This is a genomic window from Pantoea sp. Ap-967 (assembly GCF_011752565.1).
Lineage (GTDB): Bacteria > Pseudomonadota > Gammaproteobacteria > Pseudomonadales > Pseudomonadaceae > Aquipseudomonas.
The window spans coordinates 97,674-117,553 of record NZ_VWXK01000006.1 but is presented as its reverse complement, the minus strand read 5'-3'; the positions used below and the strand labels follow the sequence as shown (position 1 = coordinate 117,553).

General features: G+C 64.7%; 16 protein-coding genes. 10 read left to right on the top strand and 6 right to left on the bottom strand.

The window, feature by feature from the left end; genetic code table 11:
* Positions 1–415: 415 nt before the first annotated feature.
* Positions 416–1,843 carry an arginine-ornithine antiporter gene (gene arcD / locus F3J45_RS08735; protein ID WP_167060398.1) on the top strand — a complete coding sequence of 476 codons (1,428 nt, stop codon included), beginning with the start codon at positions 416–418 and terminating at the stop codon, positions 1,841–1,843.
* Here arcD and F3J45_RS08730 read toward each other — a convergent pair.
* The 6 genes from F3J45_RS08730 to gap all read right to left on the bottom strand — a co-directional run bounded on the left by F3J45_RS08730 (position 1,823) and on the right by gap (position 8,582).
* Positions 1,823–2,236 (bottom strand): YbaN family protein, encoded by a 414-nt coding sequence (locus tag F3J45_RS08730; protein ID WP_167060394.1) that lies wholly within the window; start codon positions 2,234–2,236, stop codon positions 1,823–1,825. The two genes, arcD and F3J45_RS08730, sit on opposite strands and share 21 nt — an antisense overlap.
* A gap of 53 nt (positions 2,237–2,289) precedes the next feature.
* Positions 2,290–2,883 carry a biliverdin-producing heme oxygenase gene (locus tag F3J45_RS08725; RefSeq protein WP_167060392.1) on the bottom strand — a complete coding sequence of 198 codons (594 nt, stop codon included), beginning with the start codon at positions 2,881–2,883 and terminating at the stop codon, positions 2,290–2,292.
* Between the two features lie 171 nt (positions 2,884–3,054).
* On the bottom strand, positions 3,055–5,643 hold the full coding sequence (locus tag F3J45_RS08720; RefSeq protein WP_167060389.1) for a TonB-dependent receptor: 2,589 nt from the start codon (positions 5,641–5,643) through the stop codon (positions 3,055–3,057).
* A 125-nt stretch (positions 5,644–5,768) separates the two neighbouring features.
* Entirely contained in the window at positions 5,769–6,731 is a 963-nt protein-coding gene (locus F3J45_RS08715) for a FecR domain-containing protein (protein ID WP_167060387.1), read from the bottom strand.
* 90 nt (positions 6,732–6,821) lie between these two features.
* A complete protein-coding gene (locus tag F3J45_RS08710) occupies positions 6,822–7,334 on the bottom strand; it encodes a sigma-70 family RNA polymerase sigma factor (RefSeq protein ID WP_167060385.1) in 513 nt (170 codons plus the stop codon).
* Positions 7,335–7,580: 246 nt separating this feature from the next.
* Positions 7,581–8,582: a type I glyceraldehyde-3-phosphate dehydrogenase gene (gene gap, locus F3J45_RS08705; protein WP_167060383.1), complete on the bottom strand. Its 1,002-nt coding sequence runs from the start codon at positions 8,580–8,582 to the stop codon at positions 7,581–7,583.
* Between the two features lie 264 nt (positions 8,583–8,846).
* On the opposite strand from gap, the gene edd reads away from it, so the two are divergent.
* The 9 genes from edd (at position 8,847) to F3J45_RS08660 (ending at position 19,860) form a co-directional block, all read left to right on the top strand.
* Complete coding sequence (gene edd / locus F3J45_RS08700) at positions 8,847–10,673, top strand: phosphogluconate dehydratase (RefSeq protein ID WP_167060380.1); 1,827 nt, start codon at positions 8,847–8,849, stop codon at positions 10,671–10,673.
* Positions 10,670–11,629: a glucokinase gene (locus tag F3J45_RS08695; RefSeq protein ID WP_167060377.1), complete on the top strand. Its 960-nt coding sequence runs from the start codon at positions 10,670–10,672 to the stop codon at positions 11,627–11,629. The genes edd and F3J45_RS08695 overlap by 4 nt, the downstream gene beginning before the upstream one ends.
* 70 nt (positions 11,630–11,699) lie before the next feature.
* Complete coding sequence (gltR, locus tag F3J45_RS08690; protein ID WP_167060374.1) at positions 11,700–12,422, top strand: two-component system response regulator GltR; 723 nt, start codon at positions 11,700–11,702, stop codon at positions 12,420–12,422.
* A complete protein-coding gene (locus F3J45_RS08685; RefSeq protein WP_167060370.1) occupies positions 12,406–13,860 on the top strand; it encodes an ATP-binding protein in 1,455 nt (484 codons plus the stop codon). The genes gltR and F3J45_RS08685 overlap by 17 nt, the downstream gene beginning before the upstream one ends.
* A 302-nt stretch (positions 13,861–14,162) precedes the next feature.
* On the top strand, positions 14,163–15,440 hold the full coding sequence (locus F3J45_RS08680) for an AGE family epimerase/isomerase (protein WP_167060368.1): 1,278 nt from the start codon (positions 14,163–14,165) through the stop codon (positions 15,438–15,440).
* Positions 15,441–15,539: 99 nt separating this feature from the next.
* Positions 15,540–16,826 carry an ABC transporter substrate-binding protein gene (locus tag F3J45_RS08675; protein ID WP_167060365.1) on the top strand — a complete coding sequence of 429 codons (1,287 nt, stop codon included), beginning with the start codon at positions 15,540–15,542 and terminating at the stop codon, positions 16,824–16,826.
* A 132-nt stretch (positions 16,827–16,958) separates the two neighbouring features.
* Positions 16,959–17,867 carry a carbohydrate ABC transporter permease gene (locus F3J45_RS08670; protein WP_110745733.1) on the top strand — a complete coding sequence of 303 codons (909 nt, stop codon included), beginning with the start codon at positions 16,959–16,961 and terminating at the stop codon, positions 17,865–17,867.
* Positions 17,860–18,705, top strand: a complete 846-nt coding sequence (locus F3J45_RS08665; RefSeq protein WP_167060362.1) for a carbohydrate ABC transporter permease — start codon at positions 17,860–17,862, stop codon at positions 18,703–18,705. Before F3J45_RS08670 ends, F3J45_RS08665 begins: the two co-directional genes overlap by 8 nt.
* 3 nt (positions 18,706–18,708) lie before the next feature.
* Positions 18,709–19,860, top strand: a complete 1,152-nt coding sequence (locus tag F3J45_RS08660; protein ID WP_167060359.1) for an ABC transporter ATP-binding protein — start codon at positions 18,709–18,711, stop codon at positions 19,858–19,860.
* Positions 19,861–19,880 lie beyond the last annotated feature (20 nt).

Sequence of the window (19,880 nt, the reverse complement as noted above, 5' to 3'; positions counted from 1 at the left end):
GGAGAAAGTTGACGACAGAATAAATCCGTCGCCGTTACCATGAGCTGACATGGATCAGTTCATGGGGCATGAAGTAGGAAAAATCCTTCATGCGACTCCTGGAGAGTGCCGACAGCGTTGCTGCAGGCCTTGTGCGCTGGCACCTCCATGTCGATCGATAGAGCGAACACTCTGTTTAGCCTGCGAACACTGAACCTAGTCCGTTTTCTCGTTTTCGCAAATTTCCGATACGCTTTTTATGTGTTATTAGAATCTTTCTGGTTGCGCAGACAACTGACAATTTTACTAGGTTGACACCGATAGACAGTCTGGTTATGGCTGCTATAAGTTTAAGGTTTTAACTGTATAAGTAACTGCATAGGTAGGCAGCTGCTTGATAGAGCCAATTGGTTGATAACAGTGAGTGGGGAGGCCCATGGGCGAGCCAGGACAGAAGCTGCGCCTTGGTGCATTGATCGCACTGGTGGTCGGTTCGATGATTGGCGGCGGGATCTTTTCCCTGCCGCAGAACATGGCGGCACGGGCCGATGTCGGTGCCGTGCTGATTGGCTGGGCGATCACCGCGGTGGGCATGCTGGCGCTGGCCTTCGTGTTCCAGACCCTGGCCAACCGCAAGCCCGAGCTGGACTCGGGGGTGTACGCCTATGCCAAGGCGGGCTTTGGCGACTACATGGGCTTTTCCTCGGCCTGGGGCTACTGGATCAGCGCCTGGCTGGGCAACGTCGGCTACTTCGTGCTGCTGTTCAGTACCCTGGGCTTCTACTTTCCAGTGTTCGGTGAAGGCAATACGCCGGTAGCCATCGGTTGTGCCTCGGTGTTGCTGTGGTCGGTGCATTTCCTGGTGCTGCGCGGCATCAAGGAAGCGGCATTCATCAACCAGGTCACCACCGTGGCCAAGGTGGTGCCGCTGCTGATCTTCATCGTCATCGCCGCCTTTGCCTTTCGCGCCGATATCTTCACCCGCGACATCTGGGGCCTGAGCAACCCGCAGTTCGGCAACGTGCTGGATCAGGTGCGCAACATGATGCTGGTCACGGTGTTCGTGTTCATTGGCATCGAAGGTGCCAGCGTGTATTCCGGGCGCGCCCAGCGCCGCGCCGATGTGGGCAAGGCCACGGTGATCGGCTTTCTCGGGGTGCTGGCGCTGCTGGTGCTGGTCAACGTGCTGTCGCTGGGGGTGATGACCCAGCCGGAGTTGGCCAGGTTGCAGAACCCGTCCCTGGCCTCGGTGCTGGAGCATATCGTCGGGCCCTGGGGCGCCTTGTTGATCAGCATCGGCCTGGCGGTGTCGTTGCTGGGGGCGTTGTTGTCCTGGGCGCTGTTGTGCGCCGAGATCCTCTATGCCACGGCGCGCGACCGGACCATGCCGCGCTTTTTGGCCAAGGAAAATGCCAACCAGGTGCCGGCCAATGCCCTGTGGCTGACCAACTGCATGATCCAGGGCTTCTTGTTGATTACCCTGGTTTCAGCGGGTACCTATACCAGCCTGATCTACCTGGCCTCGTCGATGATCCTGGTGCCCTACCTGTGGTCGGCGGCCTATGCGCTGCTGCTGGCGTGGCGCGGCGAGCGCTATGAAGGGCAGGCCGGGCTGCGCCGCAAGGACCTGCTGGTGGCGGCGCTGGCGCTGCTGTATGCGGTGTGGCTGCTGTACGCCGGTGGGCTGAAGTACCTGCTGCTGTCGGCGTTGCTGTATGCCCCGGGCGTGATCCTGTTCGCCCGCGCCAAGCACGAGCAGGGGCAGGCGCTGTTCACCACGTGGGAAAAACTGATTTTCGTGGCGGTGCTGGCCGGTGCGGCGCTGGCGGCGTACCTGCTGTATTCAGGGCTGCTGAGCCTGTGACGCGGCGGGGCACAGGCGCTCCGGGCGCGACCAGATCCACAGGTTGCCCAGGGTCATGCCGGCGATGGCCAGGAACACCGGCCAGTGGTGGTCGAGGAAGGTCAGCATCAGGCCTGCGCACAGCAGCATGCTGAGGGTCGCGCTGACTTTGGCGCGGCGCTGGATCACCTTGCCGTTGCGCCAGTTGTGCAAAATGGGCCCGAACAACCGGTGATTTTCCAGCCAGGCCGACAGGCGCGGCGAACTGCGCGTTGCCGCCCAGGCGGCCAGCAGAATGAACTCGGTGGTCGGCAGGCCGGGAATGACGATGGCGACCAGGCCGATACCCAAGCTGACATAAGCCAGGATGCCGTACAGCAGGCGGGACAGTTTGGAGCGGGCGGGTCGGGTCATGGTCTCACTGCGAAAAACGTCCGGCCGCCGGAGGGGCGGCCGGTTGGTGCGTCTCAGGCCAGTGCGGCGTCGGCGGCGTAGGCATGCTTGAGCAGTTCGGTGAAACGCTCGAAGGCGGCGACCGCAGCGCGCTCGGCGGCGGCGTCTTCCTCAGGCGACAGCTCAAGGCCGTCGAGGATGCGGGTGAACTGCTTCCAGCCTTCGGCACGGCCACCGGCCGGCTCGCCGAGGTGACGGGCGCCGAAGCTGTCGGACAGTTCCAGGGCCACGGCACGCTTGATCAGAAACGCAGCGCCCAGTTTGGAGCCTTCGGAGACGAAGATCCAGCCCATGGCTTCAGCCAGGCTCGGATTCTGCACGGCACCGGGCACGGCGGCCGGAACTTCGGTGTTCAGGTCGGCCAGGTCCAGGCGCGCCTGTTCGGCGCGGCAACGCTCGGCCAGGTCCGGGACGATGGCGATCAGTTGCGGGTCGTTGTACAGGGCCTTGAGTTCGGCCTGGAACAGGTATTGGGCGACCACGAAGCGTGCGAAGCTTTCACGGCTGTCGAACGGCGCGTGGGATTTGACCAGGGCATCGAGCTCGCTGTGGGGGGCGTGGGTGACCTGGTTCAGGCGTTGCGAGCGCAGGGCTGGGCGGTCGGTCATGGGGGTGTCCTTGGAAAAATGAGGGCGTCTAGTGACAAGACGAAACAGCAGGGCGGGGACAGTAAAAAAATTGCGGTTTTGGGTTTGATTTACTGGCCTCTTCGCGGGGCAAGCCCGCGCCTACAGGGGATGTAGGCGCGGGCTTGCCCCGCGAAGAGGCCAGGCCTGCGGTCAGATATCCCACACCACATTGATGGCGAAATTGCGCCCAGGCATGGTCAGGCGGTCGAGGTTGGCGGGTTGGGTCACGCCGGCTTCACCCTGGCCGTCGTAGCCGCGTACCGAATCCCACTGCCAGTATTTCTTGTCGGTCAGGTTGTACAGCCCGGCATTGACGGTCACGTCGTCGGTCACCTTGTAGAAGCCGCTCAGGTCCAGCACGCCGTAGCCGGGGGTGCGGAACTGCGAGCTCTTGCCGTCGGGGGCGAAGAAGGTGGAATCGTCGACGCGGGTTTTACGCTTGACCAGGGTCCAGCTCAGCAGGCCGCCGTAGTTCTGCTGCTCGTAGCCCAGGCCGAACACACCGGTCAGCGGGTTGACGGTGTTCAGCGGCTGGCCATTGTCATCGTTGCGGCCGTACTGGTAGGCGATCGAGCCTTGGGTGTAGAGGCCGGCCGGTGCACCGAAGTGGTCGAGGTTCAGGCGGCCCTTGATCTCGGCACCCTTGATGGTGGCGTGCTTGATGTTGTTGGCCTGGAAGGTGGTTTCCAGGTTGGCCGACTGCACGGCGTCTTCGTCGATGAAGTCGCGGTACTTGTTGTAGAACACTGCGGTGCTGAAGTTGCCCGCCTCGAAGTTGCCGCGCAGGCCGGTTTCGTAGCTCTTGCTCTTTTCCGGCTCAAGCCCGGGGTTGCCCTGCACGACGTAGCCCAGGGTCTGGTTTTCGAAGCGCCCGTACATCGACTTGGCGGTCGGCGTGCGGAAGCCCTCGGCGTACTGGCCGTACCAGGTGTAGTTGTCGTTGAAGGCGTAGGTTACGCCGAACTTCGGCGACACCCGGTGCCACTTCTTGTCCGAGTCGTCGAGGCTGGAAGGCGCGGTACCCGTGCCCTGGATGCCGCGCAGGAAGGCGTCGGTGAACTTCGGCTCCATGCGCGTGTAGTCGTAGCGGGCACCGGGCAGGAAGGTCCAGTTGTTCCAGCGAATTTCATCCTGGGCAAACAGGCTGTAGGTGTTGACGGTTGGGTCCGGGAAGTCGCTGACCAGGGTCTGGCCGTCTGCTGGGCGGTCGGCACCTACGGCCGAGCAACCCGAACCCACTGCCAGGCAAGTGCCGGTGCCGCTGCGCGAGCCGCTGACCTTCTCATGCTTGAGGGTGGTGCCATAGGTCAGCAGGTGGTCGGTAGCACCGAGGCTGAAGGCTTTGTCCAGCTGGGCATCGAATACCCACTGGCGGTCTTTGTAGGTGGTGTCTCGGGTCCGCAGCACCTGGCGGCCCGGAGGCGCGTAGATTTCATCGGTGTGCTGGTCGGTCTTGGCGATCTGGTAGTTCAGGCTCCACTTCACGTGGTCGGCAACCAGCGAATCCAGGCCGAATTCATGGTTGATGCCGAAGCGCTCGCGCGTGACGGTATCGTTGCCACTGCGTGCCTTGTAGTACCCCATGCCGCCAAATGCCGGAATGAACGGGCCGCCGACGGCGCTCTTGATGTTCTGGTCGCGGTCATCCTTGTAGCGCTCGTAGGTGAAACCCAGGCGTGCGTCGTCGGCGTAGTTCCAGCCGAGCTTGGCCAGCACGTTGGTGGTGCGCACGTCTTCAGGGTTGGCTGCGGTACGGGCAAGGCCGGTGCCGCCATGGCCGCCGTAGGACTCGGTTTCGTGGCCATTGCGCTGGCTCAGGTGCAGCAGGCCGTCGAAATCACCCTGGCGGCCGGCCACGGTGGCGGAGGTCAGCCAGCTGTCGTCAGCCGAGCTGTAGCCGGTCTTCAGGCGCGCACCCACGTCCTTGCCTGGCTTGATGATGTCTTCCGGGTCGAGGGTGAAGTAGCTCACCGCGCCGCCGATGGCGTTGCTGCCGTACAGCACCGAGGCCGGGCCGCGGAGGATTTCCACGCGCTTGACGATCTCGGGGTCGACGTAGTTGCGCTGGGTTTGGGCGTAGGGGCCATAGAAGAAGCTGTCGGGAATCGACACGCCATCGATCTGGGTAAGAATACGCTCGCCGTCGATGCCGCGGATGTTGTAGCCGTTCAGGCCGCTGCGCTGGCCAGTGCCGGCTACCGACACGCCGGGTTCGTAGCGTACCAGTTCCTGGATGTTGTTGACGTTCTGCCGGTCCAGTTGCTCGCGGGTCTGTACCGTCACGGTGCTTGGCACCTGGCTGACGTCCTGGGCGCTGCGGGTGGCACTGACGGTCATCTGTTGCAGGGCGATGACGTTGCTCGACGACTGGCGTTCGAGCACCACGTTGCCGTTACCGATCTTGCGGTAACCCAGGCCGGTGCCTTGCAGCAGGCGCTGCAGCGCGGCTTCCGGTGGCAGCGAGCCCTGCACGCCCGGCGAGGCTATGCCATTGGCCAGCTCGGCGCTGAAGCCGACCTGCCAGCCGGTGACCTTGCTGAAGGCGTTGATCGCCTCCACCAGTGGCTGCTGGGCGATGCTGAAGCGGTAGTCGCCCATGCGCGGGCTGCTCGCCTGGGCAGGCTCTGCGGCCAGTGCCGGAAGGCTGCAGGCGCCGCTGGCGAGCAGGGCCAAGGTCAACAGGGACAGTTGCCCTGTACGGCGGGGAAGGGTGGACGGGCGAGATGGACCAGTTGACATCGATAGCGCTCCCTGACGCGCGAACTGTTATAGGTGATGACCGTTCTTGTTTTCAAACAAGAATCAGTTGCATTGGCTATAACGAGACGGGCGGGGTAGCGCGATCGCGTAAAAATAGTTTCAGGTCAGTTGAGAATCACCACCGCCGGGAACTCATGCAGCTGCGCCGAGGTGATGTGGGCCAGGGCGCGCAAGGTTTCCAATGGTTGGTCGAGGCGGTAGTTGCCGGTGACGGCCATGTCGCCAAGCGCGCTGTTGCGGTTGATGATCCAGCCTGGGTAATAGCGCCGCACTTCGGCCAGCACCTGGCTCAGCGGGCAGTTTTCGAACACCAGGCGGCCATCGACCCAGGCCAGGTCCTTGCGCAGGTCGGCGCGCTGGCGCTGGCCGAAACCCTGGGGGCCGACGCTGATGCTGTCACCGGCGCTGAGGCGGATGCGCTGGTCACTGGCGGCCTGCAGGTCGACGTCGCCGCGTTGCACGCGCACCTGGGCCTGGCCATCGAGGTAGCGCACGGCGAAGTCGGTGTCGCGCACCTGGGCACGCAAGGGCCCAGCCTGCACTTCAAGCGGTGGTTGGGCGCCGCCGGGCACCTGGAAGTACGCCTCGCCCTGCAGCAGGCGCGCCACCTGGCGGCCGCCCTGCAGGTCGCTGGCAAAGGCCGAGTTGGTGTTGAGCAGTACCTTGGCGCCGTCGTCCAGTTGCAGGCGCTGGCGCTCGCCGACCACGGTCAGGTGATCGGCCTGCAGGCGCACCGGCAGGTTGCCGAAGGTCACTAGGCCGACCAGCAGCATGGCGGCGGTGGCCAGGGGTTTCCAATGGCTGCGCAGGCGCCCGCGCAGTGAACGCCGACGGCCCTGGTGCATGTGCGTGGCGGCCTGGCGCAGCGGCGTGCCGTTCCACAGGGCTTCGGCCTCGACATAGGCCTCGGCGTTTTCCGGCGCGGCGCTGAGCCACTGCTCGAAGGCCTGGGTGTCCGCGTCGCTGGCGCATTGCAGGCGCACCAGCCAGTCCAGCGCCTCGTCCAGCGCGCGGGCGCGGGCGTCGGCCCCGGCAGCGGACGGGCGGTGGGCAGGGCGGTCGGTCACGGTGGGTCCTTGAAATGGTTTTTCCGAATGATCATGGCTAAGGCGCCGCCTGGCAAGGCCCAGGCCGCAATCAGGCCGCCAACGGTCGGCTCACTTGAGGCGATCGGCCACGCCCATGCAGATTGCCATGATCAGTTTCAGTTCCTTCTGAACCGTGCTGGCCGAGACGTTCAACTGCTCGGCGATTTCCAGGTAGCTGGCGCCGTGCAGGCGGCTGAGGATGAAGATGCGCTGCTGGCGCTCGGTGAGCTGGTTGAGGCTGACGCTCAGGTGCTTGAGCAGTTGTTCGGCATGGGCGGCGTCTTCGCTGCTGCCGGCGGGCGCGGCGATGTTGTGCAGCACTTCGTCGGGCACATCGTCGACCAGCATGCGCGCCTGTACCCGGCGCGTGCGCAGGTGGTCCAGGGCGAGGTTGCGTGCGGTTTGGAAGACGAACGGCTCAAGGTGTTCGATGGGCCGCTCGCCCAGCGCACGGGACACCCGCAGGTAGGTTTCCTGCAACAGGTCTTCGGCCGTGCTGGGGTTGCCCACCATGCGCTGCAGGGTACGCAGCAGGGAAAGGCGCTGAACGAGGAAGACGGAGTTGAACCGGGACTGACTCACGGGGAAACCTGGCCGATGAAGGGTGAATGATAATGCTTATCATCTGTTTGCCAGGTCAAGCTTGGATTTGTTAAGAAAAGGTAAAGTTTGGGGGATGCGGTGTGTATGCCTTGGCATTTGCGGTGCCAATGAGATCGCGTGCCGCCCGTGCGGTCCTTTGTAGGAGCAGGCTTGCCTGCGATGCGCCGCGCAGGCGGCGCTCGATCTCACAGGCGCTGAAAATCCCCCGTCAAACGCCAACAACCCTCAACGCGCACTGGCCAACGCCAGGCAATTGTCCAACATCCGGTTGGAGAACCCCCATTCGTTGTCATACCACGCCATCACCTTGAGCATGCGCCCATTGGCGCGGGTATGGTTGGCGTCGAAGATCGACGACAGCGGGTTATGGTTGAAGTCGCACGACACCAGCGGCAACGCGTTGTAACCCAACACCCTGGAGTGCTGGCTGGCTTCGAGGAACAACTGGTTGACCTGCTCCGCCGTAGCCTCGCGGCGCAGGTTGACGGTGAGGTCGACCAGCGACACGTTGATCACCGGTACCCGCACCGCCATGCCCGTCAGCTTGCCAGCCAGCTCCGGCAGCACCAGGCCCACGGCCTCGGCGGCGCCGGTTTTGCTTGGGATCATCGACTGGGTGGCCGAGCGGGCGCGGTAGGGGTCGCTGTGGTAGACGTCGGTCAGCACCTGGTCGTTGGTGTAGGCATGGATGGTGGTCATCAGCCCCTGCTCGATGCCGAACTCGCGGTGCAGCACCTGGGCCACCGGGGCCAGGCAGTTGGTGGTGCACGAGGCATTGGAAATAACCTGGTGCGAGGCCCGCAGGCTGTCGTGGTTGACCCCGTACACCACCGTGGCATCAACCCCCTTGCCCGGCGCCGAGACAATCACCTTGCCCGCCCCGGCAGCCAGGTGCGCGGCGGCCTTGGCGCGGTCGGTGAACAGCCCGGTGCATTCGAACACCACGTCGATCGCCTCGGCCTTCCAGGGCAGCTCGGCCGGGTTGCGAATGGCGCTTACCGCGATGCGGTCACCGTTGACCGTGAGGCTTTCATGGTCGGCCTCCACCACGGCATCGAAGGTGCCGTGCACGCTGTCGTACTTGAGCAGGTGGGCGTTCATCGCGCTGTCGCCCAGGTCGTTGATGGCGACGACCTGCAGGTCCTGGCGGTAGCCTTGGGTATACAGTGCGCGCAGGACGTTGCGCCCGATGCGGCCGAATCCGTTGATGGCGATGCGAAGGGTCATGGCAGTACCTCTGGCAGTCCGAGTGAAAGCTGTGGCACAAAGAAGCTTCACTGAAACGGTTTTGTTGTTGGAATTACAAGATTATTCACTGGCAGATAGAAAACAAGCCTTTTTAGTGGCAGAATTTTGTTTAAACATACAACGAGTGGTTGGGCGCAGTGCCTCCCGGTTGCCGCCGGCTCCCTTTCCTTGAGCCTAGGCCGCAATCGTTTGGAGGGGAAATGCCCGGCAAACCGCCCTTACAATTAGCCTGGAGTCCAGTTCATGCACCCGCGCATCCTTGAGGTCACCCAACGGCTGGTCGAACGCAGCCGTGCCACCCGCGAACGCTACTTGCAGTTGATTCGCGGCGCGGCCAGTGAAGGGCCCATGCGCGCCAGCCTGCAGTGCGCCAACTTCGCCCACGGCGTGGCCGGTTGCGCCAGCGAAGACAAGCAGACCCTGCGCCTGATGAACGCGGCCAACGTTGCCATCGTCTCGGCCTACAACGACATGCTCTCGGCGCACCAGCCGTACCTGCACTTCCCCGAGCAGATCAAACAGGCCCTGCGCGAGGTCGGCTCGGTCGGCCAGTTCGCCGGCGGCGTGCCGGCCATGTGCGATGGCGTTACCCAGGGCGAGCCAGGCATGGAGCTGGCCATCGCCAGCCGCGAGGTGATCGCCATGTCCACGGCGGTGGCGCTGTCGCACAACATGTTCGATGCCGCGCTGATGTTGGGCATCTGCGACAAGATCGTCCCCGGCTTGATGATGGGTGCGCTGCGGTTCGGCCACCTGCCCACCGTGTTCGTCCCCGGCGGGCCAATGGTTTCGGGTATTTCCAACAAGCAGAAGGCCGACGTGCGCCAGCGCTTTGCCGAAGGCAAGGCCAGCCGCGAGGAACTGCTGGAGTCGGAGATGAAGTCCTACCACAGCCCCGGCACCTGCACCTTCTACGGCACCGCCAACACCAACCAGCTGGTGATGGAAGTGATGGGCCTGCACCTGCCGGGGGCCTCGTTCGTCAACCCCTACACCCCGCTGCGCGAGGCGCTGACGGCCGAAGCTGCGCAGCAGGTGACGCGCATGACCAAGGCCAGCGGCAACTTCATGCCGCTGGGTGAAATCGTCGACGAAAAGGCGCTGGTCAACTCGATCGTGGCCTTGCACGCCACCGGCGGCTCGACCAACCACACCCTGCACATCCCGGCGATCGCCCAGGCTGCCGGCATCCAGCTCACCTGGCAGGACATGGCCGACCTCTCCGAGGTGGTGCCGACCCTGTCCCACGTCTACCCCAACGGCAAGGCCGACATCAACCACTTCCAGGCCGCTGGCGGCATGGCCTTCCTGATTCGCGAACTGCTCGACGCCGGGCTCCTGCACGAAGACGTCAACACCGTGGCCGGCCACGGCCTGCGCCGCTACACCCAGGAGCCGTTCCTCGATGACGGCAAGCTGGTGTGGCGCGACGGCCCGCTGCAGAGCCTGGACGAAAGCATCCTGCGCCCGGTGGCGCGGCCGTTCTCCGCCGAAGGTGGCCTGCGGGTGATGGAAGGCAACCTCGGCCGTGGCGTGATGAAAGTCTCTGCGGTGGCTGTCGAGCACCAGGTGGTGGAGGCCCCGGCGCGGGTGTTCCACGACCAGCAGTCGTTGGCCGATGCCTTCAAGGCCGGTGAGCTGGAGCGCGATTTCGTTGCCGTGGTGCGCTTCCAGGGCCCGCGCTGCAACGGCATGCCCGAGCTGCACAAGCTGACGCCGTTCCTCGGCGTGCTGCAGGACCGCGGCTTCAAGGTGGCGCTGGTGACCGACGGGCGCATGTCGGGTGCATCAGGCAAGATCCCGGCAGCGATCCATGTGTGCCCCGAGGCTTATGACGGTGGCCCGCTGGCAAGGGTGCGCGATGGTGATATGGTGCGGGTCGATGGTGTCGAAGGCACGCTGCGGGTGATGGTGTCGGCCGAAGAACTGGCCAGCCGCCCACTGCCTGCTGCGCCCCTGGGCAACGACCTGGGTTGCGGGCGCGAGCTGTTCGGCTTCATGCGCATGGCGTTCAGCCCCGCCGAACAGGGCGCGAGCGCCTTCACTTCGGCCCTGGAGAACATCAAATGAAGGACCTGCTGGTTGGCGACATCGGTGGCACCAATGCCCGTTTTGCGTTGTGGCGTGACAACCAGCTGTACCAGGTGAAGGTTTTCGCCACGGCGGACTACACCAGCCCGGAGCAGGCCATCGAGGCCTACCTGCATGGCCACGGCATTGCCCGTGGCGGCCTGGCGGCCGTGTGCCTGGCCGTGGCCGGGCCGGTCGATGGCGATGAGTTTCGCTTCACCAACAACCATTGGCGGCTCAGCCACAAGGCCTTCTGCCAGACCTTGCAGGTCGAGCGGCTGCTGCTGATCAACGACTTTTCCGCCCAGGCCCTGGGCATGACCCGCCTGCAACCGGGTGAGTACCGCGAGGTGTGCCCCGGCCAGGCCGACCCGTCGCGGCCGGCGCTGGTGATTGGCCCGGGCACCGGCCTTGGCGTCGGCAGCCTGCTGCGCCTGGGCGAGCAGCACTGGCAGGCGCTGCCGGGTGAGGGCGGGCATGTCGACCTGCCGGTGGGCAATGCCCGCGAGGCGGCGATTCAACAGCAGATCCATGCACAGATCGGCCATGTCAGCGCCGAAACCGTGCTCAGTGGCGGTGGCCTGGTGCGGTTGTACCAGGCTATCTGCGCGCTCGATGGCGACACGCCGCGACACACGTCCCCGGCACAGATCACCGATGCAGCGCTGGGCGGCGAGCCGCGGGCGCTGGCGGTGGTCGAGCAGTTCTGCCGGTTCCTCGGCCGGGTGGCCGGTAACAATGTCCTGACCCTGGGTGCACGGGGTGGGGTTTATATTGTCGGCGGCGTGATCCCGCGCTTTGCCGAACTGTTCCTGCGCAGCGGCTTTGCCCACAGCTTTGCCGACAAGGGCTGCATGAGTGGCTACTTCGCCGGTGTGCCGGTGTGGCTGGTGACCGCGGAATTCTCTGGACTGTTGGGCGCAGGGGTGGCATTACAGCAAACGCTGGATCACTGATGGGGTTGCTGCGCGGCCCCCATGGAAAACAGGCAGAAAAGACCTGTGACACACAAGAGGGCGGGACACCTTGAGCACTGCCGGCAAATCGATCCTGATGGTCGACGACGACCAGGAAATCCGTGAACTGCTACAAACCTACCTCAGCCGCTGCGGCCTGCAGGTGCATGCCGAAGCCGACGGCCAAGGCTTTCGCCAGGCGCTGGAAACCACCCCCTGCGACCTGGTGATTCTCGACGTCATGCTGCCTGACGAAGACGGCTTCAGCCTGTGCCGCTGGGTACGCCAGCACCCGCGCCAGTCGCGGGTGCCGATCATCATGTTGACTGCCAGCTCCGACGAGGCCGACCGGGTCATTGGCCTGGAACTGGGCGCCGACGACTACCTGGGCAAGCCGTTCAGCCCCCGCGAGCTGCAGGCGCGCATCAAGGCGCTGCTGCGCCGCGCCGAGTTCGGCCAGGCCGCGCCTGCCACCGCCGTGCTGGCCTTCGACGACTGGCGGCTGGACACCGTCAGCCACCGCCTGTTCCACCGCGATGGCGAGGAAGTGATGCTTTCCGGCGCCGACTTCGCCCTGCTCAAGCTGTTTCTCGACCACCCGCAGCAGATTCTTGACCGCGACACCATCGGCAATGCCACCCGTGGCCGAGAACCGATGCCCCTGGACCGCATCGTCGACATGGCCGTCAGCCGCCTGCGCCAGCGCCTGCGCGACACTGGCAAGCCGCCGCGGCTGATCCGCACCGTGCGTGGCAGTGGTTACCTGCTGGCGGCCCATGTCAGCTGCGCTTGACCAGCGGCGTTGGCGCCTGCTGCCGCGCTCGCTGCTGGGGCGCATGCTGCTGCTGACCTTGCTGGTGGTGCTGTTGGCCCAGGGCCTGTCGAGCGTCATCTGGGTGGCGCAATTGCGCGCCAGCCAGCTGCAGGGCCTGCGCGCCAGTGCCAGCAGCCTGGCCCACTCGATGAGCGCCAGCGTCAGCTACTTCCGCTCGTTGCCGGTGGCCTACCGGCCGATGGTGCTCGACCAGTTGCGCAGCATGGGCGGCACGCGCTTTTTCGTGTCGCTCAACGTCAAGCCGCTGGACATGCCGGTGTTGCCGGTCACCCCGCGCAAGCAGGCGGTGATCGACGTGTTCCAGCAGGTGCTGCACGAGCGCCTGGGCGAGCAGATGGAAATTTCTGTCGAGTTCGTCAGCCCCGATGACCTGCGCATCTTCAACAGCGGCCTGAAACTCGACGAACTGCCGCGCTCGTGGGCGCATTACTCGCTGACCCTGGAACCCCTCAATCCGCCGGTGCTGGTCACGCAGATCCGCCTGGGCGAGGGCGAATGGCTGTACATCGCCTCGTTGCTGCCTGAGCCCTACACCAGCCTTGAAGCCGAGCGCCTGCCACGCCAGCAGATCGGTTTCATCGTGCTGACCACCGCCTTGCTGTTGTTGTTCATCGGCTTGCTGGTGCATTGGCAGAGCTGGCCGCTCAAGCGCCTGGCCCGCGCTGCGCGGGAGCTGTCGCTGGGCGCTGACGTGGCGCCGGTGGCCGAGGGCGGTGGCAGTGAAGTGGTTGAGGTTGGGCGGGCGTTCAACAGCATGCGTGAGCGCATCAGCCGTTACCTGACCGAGCGCTCGCAGCTGTTCAGCGCCATTTCCCATGACCTGCGCACACCGATCACCCGTTTGCGCCTGCGGGTGGAGCTGTTGGAGGACGAGCGCCTGCAGGCCAAGTTCAGCCAGGACCTGGACGAGCTGGAATTGCTGGTCAAGGGCGCGCTGCAGTGCGTGAAGGACACCGACATTCACGAGAACATCGAGCCGGTCGACCTCAACCAGGTGCTGGAGATCCTGGCCGAGCCGTATCTGGGCGATGGCCGCATCACCCTCCAGGGGCAGGCCATGGCGCCATACCCTGGCAAGCCGTTGGCGTTGCGCCGCTGCATTGGCAACCTGATCGACAACGCCATCAAGTATGGCGAGCGGGCGCGCCTGCGCATCATCGACAACGCCGAGGCGTTCGTGCTGCAGGTGGATGACCAAGGGCCGGGAGTGCCGCAGCAGCAATTGGAGCAGGTGTTCGAGCCGCATTTTCGCCTGGCCGGCAAACAGCAGGGGTATGGGCTGGGGCTGGGGATTGCACGCAACATTGCCCATAGCCATGGGGGCGAGGTGAGTTTGCTCAATTTGCGCGAAGGAGGGTTGCGGGTGACATTGTGCCTGCCTCGGGGCTTGGATTGAGTTCATGGGTGCCAGGGCTGGCCTTTTCGCGGGGCAAGCCCGCCCTCATGAAACAAATCGCAAATAGCTGATTTAACAGAAAATCCTGTAGGAGCGGGCTTGTCCCGCGAAGCAAGCACCGCTGTGTATGGCACCGGCTGCGCCGGTGTTCGCGGGGCAAGCCCGCTCCTACAGGCTCAGATGAGGCCTCTATTGGCCACCGAAATGTCACAAACCAGTGACACAACAGCAAGCGTTCGTGACACCCCAGCCTGGACGGCTGGCTACTATTCGCATACGACTGGCAAGGAACGAGCTGGCCCATGGATAACCTAGAACTCCCCCCCGGCAGCTGGCTAAACGCCCCGGTACATGCCGCCTGGCTCCAGGCCGAGGGGCTGCGCCTGCTGGCCTTCGCCAAGGCCTCGCCGCTGCCAGACGGCTTCACCGCCCTGGATGCCCAGGGCCAACTGCCCCCTGGGGCCGTTGCCCAAACCCTGCACACTACCCGCATGACCCACAGCTTCGCCCTGGCCCACCTGCAAGGTGTGCCCGGTTGCCTGCCGCTGGTCGAGCACGGCGTCAATGCCTTGCGCGGGCCGCTGCAAGACGCCCGTGACGGCGGCTGGTTCGCCCAGCCCCGCGGCTTGGGTGACAACAGCAAGGCCGCCTACCTGCATGCGTTCGTCGCCCTGGCCGCAAGCTCTGCCCTGGTGGCCGGCGCCGTGGGCGCGCAAGGCTTGCTGGTGGACGCCATCCGCCTCCTCGAAGCGCGTTTCTGGAGCGAAGAACAGGGCGCCCTGCGCGAGTCGTTTTCCCGCGACTGGCAGCAGAGCGAAGCCTATCGCGGTGCCAACAGCAACATGCACGCCACCGAGGCCTTCCTGGCCCTGGCCGATGTCACCGGCGACACGGTGTGGCTGGAGCGTGCCCTGCGCATCGCCCAGCGCATCATCCACACCCACGCGGCGGCCAACGACTACCGTGTGGTCGAGCATTTCGACGTGCACTGGCAAGCGCAACCCCAGTACAACCACGACAAACCGGCCGACCAGTTCCGGCCCTACGGCACCACGCCCGGCCACGCCTTCGAGTGGGCACGGCTGCTGCTGCACCTGGAAGCCGCGCGCAAGCTGGCCGGGCTGGAGGCCCCGGGGTGGCTGCTGGGCTGTGCCCGTGGCCTGTTCGACAGTGCCTGCCGCGACGCCTGGCAGGCCGATGGCAACCGGGGCTTGGTCTACACCTTGGACTGGGACAACCAGCCGGTGGTGCGCCAACGCCTGCACTGGGTGCATGCCGAAGCCTGCGCAGCTGCCGCAGCGCTGTTGCGGCGCACCGGCGAGGCCCAGTACGAGCGTTGGTACCGCTGCTTCTGGGACTTCATCGACGGCCACTTCATCGACCTGCAGGCGGGCAGTTGGCACCACGAACTCGGCCCTGACAACCGGCCCGCGGCCACCCTCTGGCCCGGCAAGCCGGACCTCTACCACGCCTACCAGGCCGTGCTGCTGCCCAAGGCGCCGCTGGCGCCGAGCCTGGCGACAGCGTTGGGCGGCGAATGTAACCAAACGCTGACATTCGCGCATCGCTTCGTTACCTGACGCGGCGGGCGGCCTGTTTAGACTCCATGTCATGCAAACGGTCGGCGCGCCCGGCCCGTTTTGCCCGGCATAAAAACAAGAACCGAAAAGGGTATACCCATGAACTCCACGCTCCGTCTCGCTGCCGCGATCTCCCTCGCTTCGTTCCTGCCGCTCAGTGCCTCTGCCGCCGACTCCAAAGGCAGCGTCGAGGTGGTGCACTGGTGGACCTCTGGCGGTGAAAAAGCCGCAGTCGACGTGCTCAAGGCCCAGGTCGAGAAAGACGGTTTCACCTGGAAGGACGGTGCGGTTGCCGGGGGTGGCGGTGCCACTGCCATGACCGTGCTCAAAAGCCGCGCCGTGGCTGGCAACCCACCGGGCGTCGCCCAGATCAAGGGCCCGGACATCCAGGACTGGGCCGCGACCGGCCTGCTCGACACCGAGGTGCTCAAGGACGTCGCCAAGGAAGAAAAGTGGGACAGCCTGCTCGACAAGAAGGTCGCCGACACCGTGAAGTACGAGGGTGACTACGTGGCCGTGCCGGTGAACATCCACCGCATCAACTGGCTGTGGATCAACCCGGAGGTGTTCAAGAAAGCCGGCATCGACAAGGCGCCGACCACCCTCGACGAATTCTACGCCGCCGCCGACAAGCTCAAGGCAGCCGGCTTCATCCCGCTCGCCCATGGCGGCCAGCCGTGGCAGGACAGCACCGTGTTCGAAAGCGTGGTGATGGCGGTAATGGGGCCTGAAGGCTACAAGAAGGCCATGGTGGAGCTGGACGAGTCGGCACTGACCGGCCCCGAGATGGTCAAGGCGCTCACCGAGCTGAAGAAGGTCGCCACCTACATGGACCCTGACGGCAAGGGCCAGGACTGGAACCTGGAAGCGGCCAAGGTCATCAACGGCAAGGCCGGCATGCAGATCATGGGCGACTGGGCCAAGAGCGAGTGGACCCTGGCCAAGAAAACCGCCGGCAAGGACTACCAGTGCGTGCCGTTCCCGGGCACCGAAAAAGCCTTCCTGTACAACATCGACTCGCTGGTGGTGTTCAAGCAGAAGGACAAGGGCACCGCTGCCGGCCAGCAGGATATCGCCCGGAAGGTGCTGGGTGAGGACTTCCAGAAGGTCTTCAGCATCAACAAAGGGTCGATCCCGGTGCGTAACGACATGCTCGCCGACATGGGCAAGTTCGGTTTCGATGCCTGCGCGCAAACCTCGGCCAAGGACTTCCTGGCCGACGCCAAGACCGGCGGCCTGCAGCCGAGCATGGCGCACAACATGGCCACCACGCTGGCCGTGCAGGGCGCGTTCTTCGATGTGGTGACCAACTACATCAACGACCCCAAGGCGGACCCTGCCGATGCGGCGAAGAAGCTGGCGGCGGCGATCAAGGCGGCCAAGTAACCCCCTTCGCGGGCAATCCCGCTCCCACAGGTTCGGTGTGATGCCCGCGATCTGTGGTGAGCAGGGCTTTTGTGGGAGCGGGCTTGCCCGCGAAGCGGTGCGCAGCACCGCCCGTACCTTGAGATCCACAACATGACAACCACAACCGCCCAACTGCGGGCCTCACCCCTGGACGCGCTTCAGCGCTGGCTGCCGAAACTGGTGCTGGCGCCGAGCATGTTCATTGTCCTGGTGGGCTTCTACGGCTACATCCTGTGGACCTTCGTCCTCTCGTTCACCACCTCGACCTTCCTGCCGACCTACAAGTGGGCAGGGCTTGCCCAATACGCGCGGTTGTTCGACAACGACCGCTGGTGGGTGGCGAGCAAGAACCTGCTGGTGTTCGGCGGCCTGTTCATCGCCATCAGCCTGGCCATCGGCGTGCTGCTGGCGGTGCTGCTGGATCAGCGCATCCGCCGCGAAGGCTTCATCCGCACCATCTATCTCTACCCCATGGCGCTGTCGATGATCGTCACCGGCACCGCCTGGAAGTGGCTGCTCAACCCCGGCATGGGCCTGGACAAACTGCTGCGCGACTGGGGTTGGGAAGGCTTTCGCCTCGACTGGCTGATCGACCCCGACCGCGTGGTCTACTGCCTGGTGATCGCCGCCGTGTGGCAGGCCTCGGGCTTCATCATGGCGATGTTCCTCGCCGGCTTGCGCGGGGTTGACCAGTCGATCATCCGCGCGGCTCAGATCGACGGCGCCAGCCTGCCGCGCATCTACTGGACCGTGGTGCTGCCCAGCCTGCGTCCGGTGTTCTTCAGCGCGCTGATGATTCTTTCGCACATCGCCATCAAGAGCTTCGACCTGGTGGCGGCGATGACCGCTGGCGGCCCTGGCTATTCCTCCGACTTGCCGGCGATGTTCATGTACTCGTTCACCTTCAGCCGCGGCCAGATGGGCATGGGCTCGGCCAGCGCCATTCTGATGCTGGGGGCGATCCTGGCGATTCTGGTGCCTTACCTGTACTCGGAACTGCGGAGCAAACGCCATGCATAGCCCTACTGGCAAGCCGGCGCTGAGCCTGAGCCGCATCGTCATTCACGCCGTGCTGCTGGCGGCGGTACTGCTGTACCTGGTGCCGCTGGTGGTGATGCTGCTGACCAGTTTCAAGAGCCCCGAAGACATCAGCACCGGCAACCTGCTCAGCTGGCCGGCAGTGGTCACCGGGATTGGCTGGGCCAAGGCCTGGGCGACGGTCAGTGGCTACTTCTGGAACTCGATCCTGATCACCGTGCCGGCGGTGTTGATCTCTACCGCCATCGGTGCGCTGAACGGCTACGTGCTGTCGATGTGGCGCTTTCGGGGTTCGCAGCTGTTCTTCGGCCTGTTGCTGTTCGGGTGCTTCCTGCCGTTCCAGACCGTGCTGCTGCCGGCCTCGTTCACCCTCGGCAAGCTCGGGTTGGCCAGCACCACCACGGGCCTGGTGCTGGTGCACGTGGTGTATGGCCTGGCCTTCACCACGCTGTTCTTTCGCAACTTCTACGTGAGCATCCCCGATGCCCTGGTCAAGGCCGCGCGCCTGGACGGTGCCGGGTTCTTCACCATTTTCCGCCGCATCATCCTGCCGATGTCGACGCCGATCATCATGGTTTGCCTGATTTGGCAGTTCACCCAGATCTGGAACGATTTTCTGTTCGGCGTGGTGTTTTCCAGTGGCGATTCGCAACCGATCACCGTGGCCCTGAACAACCTGGTCAACACCAGCACCGGGGCCAAGGAATACAACGTCGACATGGCGGCGGCGATGATTGCCGGGCTGCCAACCCTGCTGGTCTATGTGGTGGCAGGCAAGTATTTCGTCCGCGGGCTGACGGCCGGCGCGGTTAAGGGGTAAGTCATGGCAACGCTTGAACTTCGCAATGTGAACAAGACCTACGGCAGCGGCCTGCCGGACACCCTCAAGGACATCCAGCTGTCGATTCGCGACGGTGAGTTCCTGATCCTGGTCGGGCCCTCGGGGTGTGGCAAGTCGACCTTGATGAACTGCATCGCCGGGCTTGAAAGCATCACCGGCGGCGCGATTCTCATCGACGAGCAGGACGTCAGCGGCATGAGCCCCAAGGACCGTGACATCGCCATGGTGTTCCAGTCCTACGCGCTGTACCCGACCATGAGCGTGCGGCAGAACATCGAGTTCGGCCTGAAGATCCGCAAGATGCCCCAGGCCGCCATCGACGAAGAGGTGGCGCGGGTGGCCAAGCTGCTGCAGATCGAGCACTTGCTGGCACGCAAGCCGGCGCAGCTTTCCGGTGGCCAGCAGCAGCGCGTGGCCATGGGCCGGGCGCTGGCGCGGCGGCCGAAGATCTACCTGTTCGACGAGCCGCTGTCCAACCTCGACGCCAAGTTGCGGGTGGAGATGCGCACCGAAATGAAGCTGATGCACCAGCGCCTGAAAACCACCACGGTGTACGTCACCCACGACCAGATCGAGGCCATGACCCTGGGTGACAAGGTGGCGGTGATGAAGGACGGCATCATCCAGCAGTTCGGCACCCCGCAGCAGATCTACAACGACCCGGCCAACCAGTTCGTCGCCAGCTTCATCGGCTCGCCACCGATGAATTTCGTGCCGGTGCGCCTGGCCCGGCAGGACGGCCAGCTGCTGGCCGTGCTCGACAGCGGGCAGGCCCGTTGCGAGCTGCCGCTGGGCCCGGCCAGCGAGGGCCTGGAGGGGCGCGAGATCATCCTTGGCATCCGCCCCGAGCAGATCGCCCTGGCCACGGGGGAGGGCAGTGGCCTGCCGGGCATTCGTGCCGAGGTGCAGGTGACCGAACCCACCGGGCCAGACCTGCTGGTGTTCGTCACCCTCAACCAGACCAAGGTCTGCTGCCGCCTGGCCCCGGATGTGGCCTGCCGGGTCGGCGACAGCCTGAACCTGCAACTGGACCCGGCGCGGGTCCTGCTGTTCGACGCGCACAGCGGCGAACGCCTGCACCTGAACAGTAGCAATGCCGTAAAGGACAACGTGGCTCACTTCAAGGGCCGCTGATTCGTCTACAACCCCAATAA